This window comes from Microbulbifer variabilis (genome assembly GCF_052467165.1).
In genome coordinates, this window is sequence record NZ_CP174301.1 from 623,615 (window position 1) to 640,224 (window position 16,610).

Sequence of the window (16,610 nt, forward strand, 5' to 3'; positions counted from 1 at the left end):
CTCACTGATCAGGTTTTAATCCGGTAGCCGGTGCGGAAAATCCACCAGATAGTTGTCAGGCAAAGGAGAAGAAAAAGAAGGATCATTCCCACGCTGAGGCCCAGGTTTACATCGGCAACCCCATAAAACGCCCAGCGGAAACTGCTGATCAGGTAGACCACCGGGTTAAACAGGGTAATTTTCTGCCAGATTTCCGGCAGCATACTAATGGAGTAAAAAGCTCCACCCAGAAAAGTCAGGGGGGTAATAATCATTAGCGGAATAATTTGCAGTTTCTGGAAATCATCCGCCCAGATACCGATGATAAAACCAAACAGGCTGAAAGTGACCGCAGTCAGCACCAGGAATACGATCATCCAGAAGGGGTGGACAATTTCGTAGTCCACAAAAAAGCGTGCAGTGAGCAGGATCAAGAGCCCGAGAATAATTGATTTGGATGCTGCAGCTCCCACATAGCCGGCTACAACCTCGAAAGCCGATACTGGTGCGGATAGCACTTCGTAAATGGTGCCTGAGAACTTCGGAAAGAAAATACCAAAAGAGGCATTGGAAATACTCTCGCTTAACAGTGCCAGCATAATCAGGCCAGGGATAATAAAGGCTCCATAGCTAACACCGTCAATGTCCCCCATACGCGAGCCGATGGCCGCGCCAAACACAATAAAATAGAGGGAGGTGGAGAGTACCGGCGAGGCGATACTCTGCATCAGAGTACGCCATGTGCGCGCCATTTCAAACTTGTAAATCGCCGCGATTCCGTACCAGTTCATTCCTGGGTCTCCTTGCTTAGCTGTTCCTCTCGTTCCCTGCGCGCACCGTGCACCAGGTTGACAAAGATTTCCTCCAGGGAACTCTCTCTGGTATGTAGATCGCGAAAATCGATACTGGCTGCATTGAGGCGGCGCAAAAACTCCGCAATGCCAGTGTCTTCGCTTTTGACATCGAAACGGTATACCAGTTGGCTGCCATCTCCGCTTAGGCTTAGAGGCAAGTCGGCAAGGGCATCGGGAATTCTCTGTAATGGCTCGGGCAGGTTGAGGCTGAGTTCCTTCTCACCCATTTTCTGCATCAGGGTTTTTTTCTCCTCCACTAATACCAGTTCACCATGATTGATGACGCCGACGCGATCGGCCATCTCCTCGGCCTCCTCGATATAGTGTGTAGTCAGGATAATGGTGACGCCTGAATCCTTTAGTCCGCGTACCATCTCCCACATATCCTGGCGCAACTCTACGTCTACACCTGCGGTGGGTTCATCCAGGAATAAGACATTCGGCTCATGGGAAAGCGCTTTAGCAATCATCAGGCGGCGCTTCATGCCACCAGACAGGGTAATAATTTTATTGTCCTTTTTTTCCCATAAAGACAATTGCCGCAGAATCTTTTCCAGATAGGCGGGATTCGGGGATTTTCCGAACAGGCCACGACTGAATTTCACAGCAGCCCATACGGTTTCAAAGGCATCGGTGGAAATTTCCTGCGGCACCAAACCGATCTCATTGCGGGCCTTGCGGTAGTCTGACTGAATGTCAAACCCGTTGACGCGAATACTGCCTTGACTGGCGTTGACGATGCCACACACAATGCTGATCAGGGTGGTTTTGCCAGCTCCATTGGGGCCAAGCAAGGCAAAGATTTCCCCACGCTGAATTTCCAGGTCGACATTATTTAGGGCGGTAAATCCTCCAGCATAGGTTTTGCCGAGGCCCTGGATCGAAATAATAGGTTTCACTTTCTCTCCTTGCCAAAGTTACGGTTACTTCTTTGGCGTTGCGTTGTCGGGCGGGTCTACATCCTACCGCAATTTAATTTCAGTGGATGTTTTTGTTTTAAGCCAGTGGGTTATCAGGGCTATAACTGCCAGTAACAATAGCCCTAGAGCCACTGTAGAGAAGGCACTTGCAAGACCAAAGTGATTAACCCATGGCTGACTGAGAAAAGGAGATAAAAATTGCCCAATAAATACACTGGCGGTCAGCGCTCCCGAAATGCGCCCGCGCATATTTTCTGTAGCTGACTCCAACCCTGTAGAAAAAATATGTGGTATGAGTGTTCCCATACCACTACCGTAGATTGCCATGGCGATAATGATTCCAGAGAAAGATTCTGCTATGGAAATCAACCCCATGCCGGTGGCCATAACGGTAAAACTGAAGGCGAAAATTCCAAATTTGCCAAAAATTTTGTGTGCACGTGGGAACAGAGTCAGCGAAGCGAGAGCGCCCATTAGATTACCCGCAGCAATGGCTACTCCGGCTTGACTGGGAGAGCTGGCACCGATCTCTTGCAGCAGGAAAGGCAGCTGTGTTGGGATCAGGAAAAAAGCCAGGCTGTTCAGCATGGCAGCACCGAGCAAGGCGGAGAATCCCAGCCAGTAGATTTTTTTTTCTGCAATGCTTTTTGATTTTTTGAGTGTATAGCTGCGTTTGGGTTCAGGAAGGTAGATCAGCACCGCGGGAATCAACAGCAGCGCAACCCCGTAAATGGCAAAAGGGCCACGCCAATGCAGGTCTGCCAGTAATCCCCCGGCCAGTAGACAGACAACTCCCCCGAGGCTGATAAAAGCGCCTTGCTGCCCCATGTAAACCTGCCTCTCTCTGGGGGTGAAATAATCTCCTACCAAGGCAGTGACAGAGGTCATTGTGCCGGCTACGGCCACCCCCAGAAGAATGCGGCTGGCGAGAATTCCTTCCAGACTGTTTTGCAATAAAGCGGAAGTCCCGGCAAAGCCATACAGACCTACCGCCAATAGCAGTAGTCTGCGCCTTCCGTAGCGGTCTGAGATAATCCCGGCCAGAGGTGCAAATATGGCGATCATCAGGGCGGGCAAACTCAAAACCAGCCGGCTCAGCAGTGCACTATCTGGGTGTTGGGAAAAATAGTTTTCCAGGGCCGGCAGGGATGGCGCCACAGTAGCGCCGGACATAATTGTGAGTGCTGCGAGGCACAATAACGTCAGCCGCTGGGGTGTGGGAACCGTAAAATTACCAGGTACTGCAATCGCAGCAACAGTTTTCATGACTGGCCCCCGACCTTGCAGGCATTCAACCCGATCCCGGTATTGGCAGCCGATGGACTTTCTTGCTGCTTGGTTTCTTTGACCAGGCTGATGCTCAGGCTCTGTGCTGCCACCATCAGTTGAAAGAAGCCCGGTGCTGACTGTGTCTGGAGAGTCGGATTCGGTTGTTTACGATTCCAGTTCATCACTTTCCTTCCTTTACTTGCATTGGATCGCGGCGCAGTGTAAAACCTCAAGTAATATTGAGGTCAATGGTTTTGGGAGGCCTTTAGGTGACTAAGGCGAAAAATGACAAAGCTGCTATCCAACCGGGGCAAAGTATCCGGCGTGAGTTGACTGTTGGAGAGGTGGCAGAGCGCTGTGATGTAGCGGTAAGCGCTCTGCACTTTTATGAGAGTAAGGGGCTGATTAGCAGTTGGCGCACCAGTGGTAACCAACGGCGCTACTCCCGCGATGTATTGCGGCGTGTGGCCATTATCAAGGTGGCACAGAGTACCGGTATCCCACTGGCCGAAATCCGTCAGGCGTTGGCAACCCTTCCGAATGGACGCACGCCGACAGCTAAAGATTGGGCCAAGCTCTCGGCAGGCTGGCGTGAGGACCTCGACCAGCGTATTCGCCAGCTGACCCAGCTGCGCGATCGGTTGGAAGGTTGTATAGGCTGTGGGTGCCTTTCTATGGATAACTGCCCGTTACGCAACCCAGGGGACCAGGCGGCAGAGCAGGGTAGAGGTGCTCTCTATCTGAGTGAAGATTAGAGTTCTGAAATTTAAAAGGCGATTTGTGCCCGGTAGTAAATTTACCGGGCACAAACATTGTCAGTTGAAGATTTTTTGGTAGAAATCCAGGGCGCCCTGCCAGGAATCCATTGCCGCTTCCTGGTTATATGCGAGTGGTAGGCCGAACTTCTCGCCTCGCTCAGTTGCGGCGGGATTGGTAAATCCGTGCAGTACACCTGGATAACTCACCAGTGTGAGCTTGGCTCCCGCTTCTTGCATCTCTTCAACAAAAGCACCGACCTGTTGGGGCGGAATCATGGCATCGGCACCGCCGGTATAGACCTGTATTTCGGCCTGGATCTTGCCTTTTTTCGCGACAACATCGCTGGTCAGAGCACCGTGAAAGCTGACGGCACCACGCAACTCGAGGCCGAGGCGTGCCATAGCTAATACCACGCCGCCACCAAAACAATATCCCTGTGCAGCAATGCGATTGGGATCAACACCGGCGTGTTGTTGTAATAGCGAAAGTGCTGTACGAAAACGCGCTTCCAGAACCACGGGGCTTTTGAGGGCCTCATCGTGGAATTTCTGCGCCTCGGCAGGGTCATCGGTTTGTTTGCCGGTACCGAACATGTCCACTGCAAAAGCGTAGTATCCAAGTTCGGCCAGCCGGTCTGCCTGTTCCCTCACAAAGGCATTATGTCCCCACCACTCATGTACCAGAATGACTCCGGGGCGCTTTTCGTTAATACCGCTGTCCCACGCGAGGTAACCGGTAAAGGAATCACCATTTACCGTATAATCTATGACTTCATTTTCCATAATCTCAGGGCCTGAATTGTGAGAAAATTGTAAGCTTACTTGATAAAAATGTCTGAATCTCAAAGTTTCTATAGGAGATAATTGATTAAATAATTTTGCCAATCAACGCCTTCAATTTAGTAATGTTGACTTCAAGATTATTAAAATATACTGAAAAACCCATATCCTCGGTATCATAGTTTTTCTCTACAGATGAGGATTGAATGTTATTTTATTGCAAAAATTGTTGAGTGGTACCAGGATAAAAAGGATCTGCAAGAAGGTAAATTGCATATTCCAGCACCCAGAGTAGCCGCACTTTTTAGGCCAAGTGGTTGATTCACTGGCACAAAATCAATCAGACATACACAAGTGTAGAGCTGATAGAGGCCAAAATTATCTACTTGGCGTCCAATTGCACAGTCCTATCGTTTGTTGAACTTAAACATTATATTTAGTTACGTCATCTGCAAAGCAATAAAGTCATTTCATTTAATACTGAATTTGGATGCTATTCTTAAATAGTGAGTTCAGAGACGGGCTTCTAGCAGAAATTAAGCAAGAAAAATTGCTAGAAGTGCTAACTAAATTATATAAGGGTGTCAATGGCGATATATAATGAAAGCATTTCTTGATTTGCATAGTTTTGGTCGGCCAAAATTTTTTTAAATAACCCTGCACTAAATTAGTGGGGTTAAAGGCAAAAATAGAAGAGCTCTATAAATTGGTGAGCCCGGATTGTCCAGTTAGGAGCTGTGTATACAAGAGATAGAGCGCACAAAGGATCAGAAGCCCCCCATAATACCGTTAAATACTTTTACCCGGTGTTCGGTGCCTAGTAGTAATCGAGCTCTATCTCCTGCCAGAGCCCAGATTGCCAATGATGTATAGCATACGAGGAAGCAGATTAGTACAAAGGTCATTAAACTGGAGTGGCTTTCTGCACTCGAGAATAGTGCAACTCCAGATATGCAGGCTACCCACGCTTTAGGGTTAAGCCATTGCAACAAAAATCCTTCATGGAATCTCGGTTTAGTCTGCTCTGCAATATCAATAGTTGCATCAGAAGCCGTTGCTATCTTATAACCGATATATATCACATAAGCCGAACCCAGTATGGCCAGATATTGTAAAAACTGGGGATAAACAGCCAGTAATTGATAAAAACCGAAGCCAATGGCTGCCAATAAGAGGGTAAATCCTATTGTTGCTCCTGAAACAAATGGCATTGTCCGGCCAAAACCATAATTGACGCCGGAAGAAATAATTACCATGTTGACTGGCCCCGGCGTGATCGACATGGCCAGAGAAAATCCGAACATAGCTAAAAGTAAAGACATATAGCTTTCCTGTTGATAATTATTGATATACGTCAGTAAAAGCCTTTTTGGGGCTGCATGCAAGTTGATTGAAAACAGCTTTTTCATAAATGGTCAAAGTGAGTTAAATCATTTTTTCTATAGGAAAGAATTCCATATTGAAATGGTGGGCTTTAATTTGGCCTTTCGGGATGCGTAATAAAGATATAATCCTCTAATCGTCCCAAGTATATTAAGCCATAGATGTGAACACTCTTATTAATGCTCAGGGCGCCATCAATTATTGAATAGGAGGCTCAATATTTCCATTCGCCAGCGTGCACTATTGTATGTGGTTTTTGTGTGATAATCATATTTTGTGTTGCGATACTAACTCAGGATTTTGGTATATCAATAGCTGGCTAGAATAATTGCCGCTCCCTAAATGACTTTTTTTCAAAAAAATGTAGTTATACTGCTTTTAATGAGCTTGATAGGTGGTTTGTGATTAAAATGTCGGGATACTCAAGGGGCTTTTCTTTAATGCTGCTATTCCATCCGTGAAAGCTGCTAAAAAATCTTCATTGGCTGAGTAATCAGCCATCTCAGGTTTTTTACATTTCTGTTCTTCGGGACTGGAAAATTATCAAGCTGTTTCGGGGTTCCCTAAGTGGTTGGCGGGCCCTTAAGCTCTATAACATTGTGCTCGGGATCTGAAATATAGATTGATGGCCCCATGCCTTCGGCTCCGTAGCGCTGCTCTACTGGGGAGGCTTCGACATTATTTTCACTCATGTATTTGTGAATTTCCCTTGGGTTAAAAGGATCAACACGCAAGCAGAAGTGATGCATATTACGTCCCTCTTTTCCTGGGGCTGAGCCTCCCGCTAAACCAATGGAGTGGTCTACCGGAACCAGGTCAATCAGGCAGTTGCCGGCTCGCATCTGGTAAAGCCCGAGGTCTTCATTTTCCCGCTCCATCTTGCAGCCGAGGATTCCTTCATAAAAATCGCGCATAGCGCTTAGTGATTTTACGCTTAAAACCACGTGATCAATATGGTCGATTTTGAACATGGAAACCCCGTGTGCTTGATTGAAAAGCTTCGCTATGACGCGCTAGATATATCGGCCTTAATTGTAGAGGGAATAAAGTTGATATTAACTTGAGAGGGCCCTTGCAACGCCATAATAGAGGCCTTTCTGCTCTAAATCGGCAGGTCAGCCTCTAAAAGAAATAATTTCATCCACAGATAGTTATTGTCTTGGGGATATTGCGGGGATGAATTGGACCCTTCTGTTAATTCAAAAGGACTTCCTAGGCGCCAGCTGCGTAGTTTTCTTTAAGTTCTTTGTGCTTATTTTTGGCAGACTTAACCACTTCGGTCTCCATCGTAGCGGCTACTGCCTGTCCGGAAACACCACTTTCCCGCGCTGTGCGGATCAGGGCAGATATTTCCGGTTTACAAGAACCGCAGCGGGTTCCACACCCGAGTGCATGACCTAGCGCTTCTACGGAGTGGATGCCATTTCCAATTGCTTGCTCGATCTGCGGCCGGGAAATCTGCATACAGGTGCAGACCATACGCGCACCGGCTGGGATAGGGTGTAGCAGTTGAGCTGGAATTTGGGGCATATCGAATTGCAAATAGCGCTCTAGAGTCCGTCGATCCGGTAGGTTGTGCCAGTCGTTATTAGCAATAATCAGTAGTTGGAATTCATCGCTATAGGCCAGCCAGCGCTGACTCTTTAACGTCTCGACCTGTTGCCAGTGAATATCGGGGATATCCTGCAATAGCATTGCACCTAACTTGCGGCCATCCAGGGGATGGCACAGAGCCAGCTCAAAGCGATAACCACCATCACAAGGCACTCTGTACCAGTGCAGGAGGTTGCTGTCGTTATGTGTTTGTAACCACTGCCATAGGCTTTTGGCTACTGGATCAGGGCAGATCAGGGTGGCATAACTGTGGCATTCGAGGGGCTGTAGTTGAACTGGTACCTGTTTGAACTCGGGTTGGCCTGATAGGGGATCAACAACTGCTTCGGTAAGGGCGCTGACTTTGGACTCCTGCGCAAGAGTTTGGCTCCAGTGGATGGGCGCAAATAACTCTCCATGTTTTTGTGCGGCATTTAGCGCTGCGCGTCCGCACATTCTGCCCTGCGCACTGCGCAGCTCTACCAGGGCTCCCTCGTCAACACCGTATTCCCTGGCATCTCTCGGATTGATCTGAACCTCAGCAATTTCGCTGTGGTCGAGCAGCTTGCGTGAGCGGCCGGTGCGGGTCATGGTATGCCACTGGTCACGCATGCGTCCGCTATTGAGCCACAATGGGTAGGCCTTATTAATTTGCTGCTGGGGAGAGCGGGGTGTGATAGGAATAAAATTAGCGCGTCCGCTTTCGGTAAAAAATCTTCCATCTTCAAACAAGCGTGCACTGCCGTTGGGGTTTGCAGTATTGACCGGCCACTGCACCGGTTGTAGCTTGTCGTAGTCACTGCGTTGGATATTCCCAAAGAGGGAAATATCAAAGGCTCGGCTACCGTTATTTTCAAAGCCGGATAATTGAGCGTGCTCGCGGAAAATATCTGCGGGATGTGAATAGCTGAATTGATCCTCGAATCCCAGACGACCTGCCAAGTCACAAATGGCCTGCCAGTCATGCCGAGCCTCTCCGCTTGGTTCCTGGAAGGGCCTTTGCCGGGAGATACGCCGTTCTGCATTGGTAACTGTGCCATTTTTCTCTCCCCAGCTAGTAGCTGGTAACAGTACATCGGCACACCGTGCGGTGTCTGTATCGGCAATACAATCGGAAACAACTACCAGCGGACACTTGCGCAGCGCTTCTGCCACTCGGTCTGCCTCTGGCATGCTCACTGCAGGATTGGTGGCCATAATCCAGATGGCCTTAATCTGCCCACTTTCCACTGCGCGGAACATATCTACTGCTTTTAATCCGGGAGTCAGTGCGACCTGCGGAGCGCACCAGAAACGGCCTACCCGATCAATGGCATCCATATCGAATTCCATATGGGCAGCGAGCATATTTGCAAGGCCACCCACTTCACGCCCCCCCATGGCATTGGGTTGTCCCGTGATTGAGAAAGGGCCCGTTCCCGTTTTTCCAATGCGCCCTGTAGCCAGGTGACAATTGATGATAGCGTTGTTTTTATCGCTACCACTGCTGGATTGGTTGATACCCTGGGAATAAAAGCTGATTGTTTTTTCTGTTTCGGCAAACAGCTGAAAGAATGCCTGTAATTTTTCTGTAGATATTCCACAGGCCAGCGCGGTTTGTTGAAGAGACCAGTGCTGAGCTGCGACGAGGGTATCCTCAAAGCCCTGAGTGTGTTGCTGAATATATTGATGATCAAGTTGATTGTGCTGTGCGAGGAAATTAAGCAAGCCGTTAAACAGGGATGCATCACTGCCTGGAATAATAGCGAGGTGTAGGTCGGCCATTTCACTGGTAGCACTCGCACGAGGGTCTATGACGACCAGTTTTGCACTGCCTGCCTGCATGCGCTGGAAAAGGATTGGATGGGTCCAGGCGGCATTGGAGCCAATTAATATAATAAGGTCTGTGTGTTCCAGGTCACCGTAGCAGCAAGGTACGGCGTCTGCTCCAAATGCACGTTTATACCCGACAACTGCTGAGGACATGCACAGACGTGAATTGGTATCGATATTAGCGCTGCCAATAAATCCCTTCATCAGTTTATTGGCAACATAGTAATCTTCGGTAAGTAGCTGCCCAGAGAGATAAAAGGCTACGGAGTCTGGACCATATTCACGGATATTTTGCGCAAAGCTATCGGCCACATAGGACATGGCACTATCCCAGTCACACTCCTTTCCGTGCAAGCGAGGACGTAGCAGCCTATCACGTTCACCGAGGGTTTCCCCAAGCGCGGCGCCTTTGACACAAAGTTTGCCAAAATTAGCGGGATGTTGGGTATCGCCACTGACTTTTATAGCCGTAGTGTCCGCGCGCTCTTCCTTGTCGACCGTTACTCCACAGCCTACGCCGCAATAGGGGCAGGTAGTGCAGGAGCGGCGCGCGCTCAAAAATTCCGTTACTGCCATTACTGTATCTTATTGCAGCCGATGTAAACCTTATCCTCATAAAGTGCCAGTGGGTAGGTGGCAAGCCTGATATTGCTATCTTCCATGCAGACTCCATCGCTTAGGCGGAAGTGGTGTTTATAAAGTGGGGAAGCAACAGTCAATTCCCCCTCCATTTCCGCAATAATTCCTCTTGCAATTACGCCAGCTTGTGCGATCGGGTCCCAGTTGTCAACGGCATAAAGCTGTTGCTCCTGATCGGGTAAAAAAAATAGGGCGATACTTCTCTGTTCAATAATTTTATTGGCTCTACTGAACATCTCCGTAGGATATACAGAGGTATCACCCCAAAGGGCACACACCCCTGAGTTATTCACCAGATCTGATCGCTGACAGATTGGTAACCATTGGGGGTGGGTTATGGCAATTGAATTTGTGTTGCTTTGTTGCAGTGCGGCTAAGCTCATAATAATTTCCTTTAAAGACTTTAAGAGGTTAAAAAGTGAAGTCTTCATCATTTGCGGGCCGGTGGGTTAAGCTGCCGGGTTGGTGTCATGCGGACTCTGAGGTTTCCACAATTTCTTCCACAGTTGCCGGTCGTGGCTGACCACGCTCTTTGACAAAAATTATTTTTTCATCTGATTGGTCACTATTGACAAACTGGCGAAAACGTTTGAGCTTTTCGGGATCGTTGACCGCAGTTTTCCATTCACACTGGTAGGTATTGACTACACGTTTCATCTGCGCCTCCAGCTCCACACAGATATCCAGTTTGTCATCAATAATGACTTCACGCAGGTAATCGAGACCGCCGTCGAGATTTTCGAGCCATACTGATGTGCGCTGTAATTTATCGGCAGTACGTACGTAAAACATTAAAAATCGGTCGATATAACGGATCAGGGTTTCGCTATCCAGATCGGTGGCAAATAAATCTGCATGGCGAGGGCGCATGCCTCCATTCCCGCAGACAAAAAGGTTCCAACCTTTTTCGGTGGCGATTACTCCCACATCTTTGCTCTGCGCTTCAGCACATTCACGGGTGCAACCCGATACCGCCATTTTAATTTTGTGTGGTGAGCGAAGGCCCTTATAGCGATTTTCCACAAGCAGAGCCATGGAAACACTGTCTTGCACTCCGAAGCGACACCAGGTACTGCCGACACAGGATTTGACTGTACGCAGAGACTTTCCGTAGGCATGGCCGGTTTCAAAGCCTGCGTCAATCAGTTCGCTCCAGATTTCCGGTAGTTGCTCCAGCCTCGCACCAAATAGATCGATACGCTGACCACCGGTAATTTTTGTATAGAGGTTATAGCGTTTAGCGACTTCACCAATAACAATCAACTTTTCCGGCGTAATTTCACCACCGGGAATACGAGGCACTACTGAGTAGCTGCCATTTTTCTGCATATTCGCCATAAAAGTGTCATTGGTATCCTGCAGTCCGACATGGGACTGCTCGAGAATATGCTCATTCCATAAAGAGGCGAGTATGGAGGCTACGGTGGGTTTACAGACCTCACAGCCATGACCGTTGCCATGTCTTTCCAGCAGTCCGGCAAAGGTTTTAATTTCCTCCACCTGAATAATGTGAAATAACTCCTGGCGTGAGAAGGGGAAGTGAGCGCAGAGATGATTGTTTACTTCCATGCCCAGTGCGGCCAGCTCGTCGTCAACAATATCCTTCAGCAAGGCGGTGCAGCCACCACAACCAGTGGAAGCCTTGGTTACTTCCTTGACTTCAGCTAGGGAGTGGCAACCTCCGGCAATAACATCGACGATCTGGCCCTTACTCACATTATGACAGGAACACACTGTAGCGGTTGCTGGAAGGGCTGCTGCACCCAGGGTAGGAGTTGCACCTTCTGCTGCAGGTAAAATTAGTTGCTCCGGGTGTTCGGGCAACTCGATATTATTCAGGTGATATTGCAGCAGGCTATCATATTCACTGGTATCGCCAACCATTACGGCGCCGAGTAATTGTTTCCCGGTGCTATCGGTAATCATGCGTTTATAGATGCCGCTCTGCTCATCGACGAAAGTGATAGCGGCAGCACCGTCACTGCGTCCATGGGCGTCACCAATAGAACCTACCTGAACCCCGAGAAGCTTGAGTTTGGTACTCATATCGGCGCCGGTGAAATTTTCCTCTTCTCCAACCAGCTGGGCAACAGCTGTACGCGCCATACTATATCCCGGCGCGACTAGACCAAATATTTGATTTTCGTACAGGGCGCATTCACCGATAGCAAAAATATCCGGGTCCGAGGTTCGGCAACTGCTGTCAATAACTATGCCGCCTCGCTCTCCGGTTTGTAGGCCCGAAGATTTTGCGAGTGAGTCTTGGGGGCGAATACCGGCGGAGAATACAATCATATCGGTGATAAGTTTCCTATCCCCTTTAAATTGCATACATAGGCGACCATCCACTTCTTCAATGAGTTCGGTGGCTGTACTGGTATGCACCTGGACCCCCAGGTCTTCAATTTTATTGCGTAACAGTGTTGAACCGCCGTCATCGAGCTGGGTGGCCATTAACCCCGGTGCAAACTCCACTACATGAGCTTCGAGCCCCAGAGTCTTTAATGCATTGGCAGCCTCAAGGCCGAGCAGGCCGCCGCCAACTACAACACCTGTTTTGGCATTCACGGCAGCAGAGCGGATTGCATCCAAGTCTTCGATGGTCCGGTAGACGAAACAGCGCTCGTGCTGATGGCCCGGAATTGGCGGCACAAATGGATAGGAGCCGGTGGCGAGTATTAGCTGATCGTAGGAACGAGTGATGCCGCTGGCAGCGGTGACCATTTTATTTTTTCTATCAATCTCCTCAACCCGGTCGTTGAGCAGAAGCTCAAATCCCCATTGCTGGTATTGCTCAGTTTTACCCATAGCCAGGTCTTCTGTACTGAGACCAGAAAAATATTCAGACAGATGAACCCGATCATAGGCTGGCCTTGGTTCTGCACAGAAAATGGAAATTTCAAAACTTGTGGATTTTTGATGATTGGCCAGCTGTTCAAGGAAATGGTGTCCTACCATACCGTTGCCAATCACGATCAGCTTTTGTTTCTCTGTATTTACTCTCATTTACATTCCTGCCGTCTCAATTTGTTTGTTCGGCAGGGGCAGGCCCAGGAAAAGCAGCAAGGGCGCCTCCTCTTCTGCCGAAGAGTACAGGCGCCGTTGCCTCGAAATAGGGGAGTATTTTGTTGGTAATTAAATACATTCAATCTCCATGCCAACTTTATTTATAGAAATGGTGGCGTTTTGGCTCGATTGTCTACGATATCTGCGACAAATTAGTGCATGCGGGAATTTTCTTGCGCATTGAAAGTGCTTATTCAAATCCTGTGAGCTAGAGCCAGAAGAAATAGAGCAGATGTGAGAGCAGTAATAATAGAGCCAGTAACTGCCAACACAGCAGAGGATTGCGTTCCAGGAGTGGGCGCTTATTTGGCAACTTGAATTCTGGATTTGGAACCTGCAAATCCTGGATAAATTCCGATAGTGCGATGTAGCGTTTCTTTGGATCTGCCGCACAGGCTTTGTGTAAAGCTCCATCTATCCAGTGCGGAATATCGTCCCGATACCGGGAAGCCCTGGTAAATTGCATCTGGCTGTAACTTTTCAGATGGTAGTGATAATTGCCGAGACGCTCTGGATAGGGATATTTACCGGTGAGAAGTTCATAGGTGATTACTCCGAGGGAAAATATATCTGAGCGGTGACTGGCGCTATCACCAAAAAAGAACTCCGGTGCTGTGTAATTCTTGCTACCGGGGGCACATTCGCCGGATAAGTGTAATTGTTCTCTGAGTCCGGGACCATCAGCACCACCCAGATCAATAATTACGAGGCGCCCGTCATTGCGCATCATAATATTTTCTGGTTTGAGATCGCCGTGAACGATTTCCATGCGCTGCAGGCTTCGCAGAGCACTGACCAGTTGCCCGAGGATATCCCGTACCTGGGGGATTTGTGGTTGTGGGTTTAATTGCATCCACTGCCGCAAAGTCTGGCCTTCAATATATTCGAGAATATGGTAAAGGCAACGCCGCTCTTTGTTGGGAGCGAAAACTTTAATAATTCCAGGGTGAGTTATTCGTCGTCCGGTCCATTCCTCGGCAACAAAACGCTCGATATATAGGGGATCATCACAAAAATTGACCGAAGGGGTTTTAATTACTCGGAGTTTGTCTGTGTCCTGGTCTCGTGCCAAATACAGGTGGCTGCGATTGCTGGCGTGCAGTTCCTGTAGAATTTGAAAGTTATCGAGTTTCTGTCCCGGGCGCAGGTCCGGCGCAAATGGCAATTCTCGATTGCGCATTGCCAATTCATCACACTCGGGTAGGCCAACGGAGTTTACCCTGCAAACTATTGCGCTTAAGTTGTCTGTGGATCCTGCTTGTAAGGCTGTATCAATTAGCTGTTGCGGAGTGTAGGCACAGAAATTCTGCAGCAGCGCCTTAATAGTATCTTCCTGTAGGAAATCGTGGATACCATCACTACTGAGCAGGAAAACATCACCTGCTTGTAAAGCTTCACAGCGGTAGTCCACGTCAATATGCGCATCCATACCCAATGCGCGACTTAGAAAGGTACGCCCCGGGCCAAGGGTATGGCTGTGATCACGGCTAAGATATTCCAGTCTGCTATTTCTCAGACGATAAATTCTAGAGTCTCCAATATGTACCAGGTGAGCGCTGGTACCTTTGAATATAACGGCGGAGAAAGTAGTCAGCCATCCTCGCTGGATTTCAGTGCTGCCGCCACTCTGACGGAAAAGCCAGCTGTTGAGGGAATGTAATACACGTGCGACGGCGTGTTTGGTCGACCAGGTTTCCGGAGTACTGTAGTAGTCAGAAAAAAAACCATTGATAGCGGCTCGAGCTGCCTCGCCGCCAGCCTCTGCATTGGCAACTCCATCAGCGAGCGCTGCGAGGCTGCCGTGGCGCTGTAGCTCGGCTCCTTCCGGAAGCCTGACCGCGCAGGCGTCATCATTATGCTGCCGAAGACCGGCACAGGAGGCACTAAACAGCTGCAAGGCACCATAGTAATTGCCCTGCCCACAGTTTGTGGTAGCGGGACTGTCACCTTTTAGTCCCGCAGTTATTTTTATACCGCTGTCATGCGACATCGATCATGGATACGCTGCCATCGGGAAGTACTTCCGCCATTTGCCCTTCTGGTTCTTCCAGCATTAACAGGGCAGTAAAACCGAGTACTGCCGTGGCGCAGATGACCAGGAAGAAAGTCTGGTAGGACACCATGCTTAGCACTGTAAGGTAGAACACTGCTCCCACATTGCCATAAGCCCCTGTCATTCCGGCGATCTGCCCGGTAAGTCGACGCTTGATTAGAGGAACAACAGCGAATACGGCCCCTTCACCAGCCTGTACGAAGAAGGAACAGGCCATAGCAGCCGCAACGGCCAGGTACAGTGGCCATTCTGCATCGATCAAACTCATGGCGAAGTAACCCAAAGCGAGGCCTGCAGTCAGTATCAGCAGAGTGGGCTTACGTCCCCAGCGATCACTGATCAGTCCTCCCGCTGGGCGCGACATCAGGTTCATAAAAGCGTAGGCGGAAGCCAATAAGCCAGCCTTTACCGGATCCAGGGTAAAAGTCTCGGAGAAGAACAGGGGTAACATGGAGACCACGGCCAGCTCAGAACCGAATGTTGCAAAGTAGAGTAGGTTCAAAACAGCGACCTGCTTGAATTTATAACGGTGCACAGGTGCAGGAGGGTTACTGAGTACCTCCCGATTAATACTGTAGGTTTTTCGTGCGTCCAATAGATAAAGTACTACCAGTCCGCAATAAATCAGATTTGCAGTGAGGCTGGATATTAAGTTGACTCCGCTGGATAGTTTCCAGGTGAGCAGTGCCAGAGCTGCATACATAGGTACTTTCATCACCAACAAGAGGACAAAATCCCCAGTGCTGGTAACTTCCATTGCACCAATTTTCTTTGGTTTAAAATAGGTAGACCCCTTGGGGGTGTCGGTAACCGAGAAGTAGTAAATCACGCTGTATACAAGCGCAATCACTCCTGTAAGGCCAATGGCGTAGCGCCAACCATCATCGCCTCCAAAAAACAGTGCAATGGTTGGTAGGGACATAGCTGCGGCAGCGGAGCCAAAGTTACCCCAGCCCCCATAAATGCCTTCGGCAGTTCCCAGTTGGCGGGCTGGGAACCACTCCGATACCATGCGAATGCCGACCACGAATCCCGCACCAATAAACCCGAGCAGGAAGCGGCCTATTGCCGCCTGCACAAAATTGTCTGCCAGGGCAAAAATAAAACAAGGCACGCTACCAATCGCCAGCAGGAGAGAGTAGGTGAGCCGTGGACCATATTTATCTGTCAGCATTCCTATTACGATGCGAGCAGGAATAGTCAGAGCCACATTTAGGATCAGTAGGGTTTTAACTTGATCCGGACTAAGCGATAAGCTCTTGGCAATTGCCATTAATAGGGGAGCATGGTTAAACCAGGCAAAGAAGGTGATAAAAAAAGCCACCCAGGTAAGGTGAAGGATTTTTATCTTCCCGCGGAACGAGAATAGATTGAGTGTATCACTGGACATGCGCATTTCCTTTATTTGCTAATTCCGCAGGCACAAAAAAAAGCCCATAGCCACAGCCGGTAGACTGTAGTCGATGGACTTCGTTGCCCGTGATTTTCGGCGAATAACCACTTC

Annotated in this window: 13 protein-coding genes; 1 reads left to right on the forward strand and 12 read right to left on the reverse strand. The window is 48.9% G+C overall.

From position 1 onward, the window contains the following. Nucleotides 1–8: 8 nt before the first annotated feature. The 4 genes from ACJJIP_RS02720 to ACJJIP_RS02735 form a co-directional block, all read right to left on the reverse strand. Nucleotides 9–770 carry an ABC transporter permease gene (locus ACJJIP_RS02720; RefSeq protein ID WP_020414656.1) on the reverse strand — a complete coding sequence of 254 codons (762 nt, stop codon included), beginning with the start codon at nucleotides 768–770 and terminating at the stop codon, nucleotides 9–11. Beyond that, entirely contained in the window at nucleotides 767–1,732 is a 966-nt protein-coding gene (locus ACJJIP_RS02725) for an ABC transporter ATP-binding protein (protein WP_282952492.1), read from the reverse strand. Before ACJJIP_RS02725 ends, ACJJIP_RS02720 begins: the two co-directional genes overlap by 4 nt. Nucleotides 1,733–1,795: 63 nt before the next feature. After that, nucleotides 1,796–3,019: an MFS transporter gene (locus ACJJIP_RS02730; RefSeq protein ID WP_353375714.1), complete on the reverse strand. Its 1,224-nt coding sequence runs from the start codon at nucleotides 3,017–3,019 to the stop codon at nucleotides 1,796–1,798. Next, on the reverse strand, nucleotides 3,016–3,204 hold the full coding sequence (locus tag ACJJIP_RS02735) for a hypothetical protein (RefSeq protein WP_020414659.1): 189 nt from the start codon (nucleotides 3,202–3,204) through the stop codon (nucleotides 3,016–3,018). Before ACJJIP_RS02735 ends, ACJJIP_RS02730 begins: the two co-directional genes overlap by 4 nt. An 87-nt stretch (nucleotides 3,205–3,291) precedes the next feature. Between ACJJIP_RS02735 and soxR the strand changes: the two genes are divergently transcribed. Next, nucleotides 3,292–3,777 (forward strand): redox-sensitive transcriptional activator SoxR, encoded by a 486-nt coding sequence (gene soxR, locus ACJJIP_RS02740; protein ID WP_020414660.1) that lies wholly within the window; start codon nucleotides 3,292–3,294, stop codon nucleotides 3,775–3,777. Nucleotides 3,778–3,837: 60 nt separating this feature from the next. Here soxR and ACJJIP_RS02745 read toward each other — a convergent pair whose 3' ends face one another. From ACJJIP_RS02745 to ACJJIP_RS02780, 8 genes are all read right to left on the reverse strand, one after another. Beyond that, nucleotides 3,838–4,563 carry a dienelactone hydrolase family protein gene (locus ACJJIP_RS02745; RefSeq protein WP_020414661.1) on the reverse strand — a complete coding sequence of 242 codons (726 nt, stop codon included), beginning with the start codon at nucleotides 4,561–4,563 and terminating at the stop codon, nucleotides 3,838–3,840. Between the two features lie 764 nt (nucleotides 4,564–5,327). Continuing rightward, nucleotides 5,328–5,969, reverse strand: coding sequence for a LysE family translocator (locus ACJJIP_RS02750; protein WP_444946178.1), 642 nt, complete (start codon nucleotides 5,967–5,969; stop codon nucleotides 5,328–5,330). 537 nt (nucleotides 5,970–6,506) lie between these two features. Then, the gene (locus ACJJIP_RS02755) at nucleotides 6,507–6,914 is read right to left on the reverse strand and encodes a VOC family protein (RefSeq protein WP_444946179.1); all 408 of its coding nucleotides are present in this window, start codon (nucleotides 6,912–6,914) and stop codon (nucleotides 6,507–6,509) included. A 241-nt stretch (nucleotides 6,915–7,155) separates the two neighbouring features. After that, nucleotides 7,156–9,924, reverse strand: a complete 2,769-nt coding sequence (locus ACJJIP_RS02760; protein ID WP_444946180.1) for a nitrate reductase — start codon at nucleotides 9,922–9,924, stop codon at nucleotides 7,156–7,158. Then, on the reverse strand, nucleotides 9,924–10,370 hold the full coding sequence (nirD, locus tag ACJJIP_RS02765) for a nitrite reductase small subunit NirD (RefSeq protein WP_020414666.1): 447 nt from the start codon (nucleotides 10,368–10,370) through the stop codon (nucleotides 9,924–9,926). The genes ACJJIP_RS02760 and nirD overlap by 1 nt, the downstream gene beginning before the upstream one ends. Nucleotides 10,371–10,455: 85 nt before the next feature. Further along, nucleotides 10,456–12,993, reverse strand: coding sequence for a nitrite reductase large subunit NirB (gene nirB, locus ACJJIP_RS02770; RefSeq protein ID WP_444946181.1), 2,538 nt, complete (start codon nucleotides 12,991–12,993; stop codon nucleotides 10,456–10,458). A gap of 268 nt (nucleotides 12,994–13,261) precedes the next feature. Then, complete coding sequence (locus tag ACJJIP_RS02775) at nucleotides 13,262–15,043, reverse strand: bifunctional protein-serine/threonine kinase/phosphatase (protein WP_444901005.1); 1,782 nt, start codon at nucleotides 15,041–15,043, stop codon at nucleotides 13,262–13,264. Next, nucleotides 15,033–16,496: a NarK family nitrate/nitrite MFS transporter gene (locus ACJJIP_RS02780; protein WP_020414670.1), complete on the reverse strand. Its 1,464-nt coding sequence runs from the start codon at nucleotides 16,494–16,496 to the stop codon at nucleotides 15,033–15,035. Before ACJJIP_RS02780 ends, ACJJIP_RS02775 begins: the two co-directional genes overlap by 11 nt. Nucleotides 16,497–16,610: the final 114 nt, after the last annotated feature.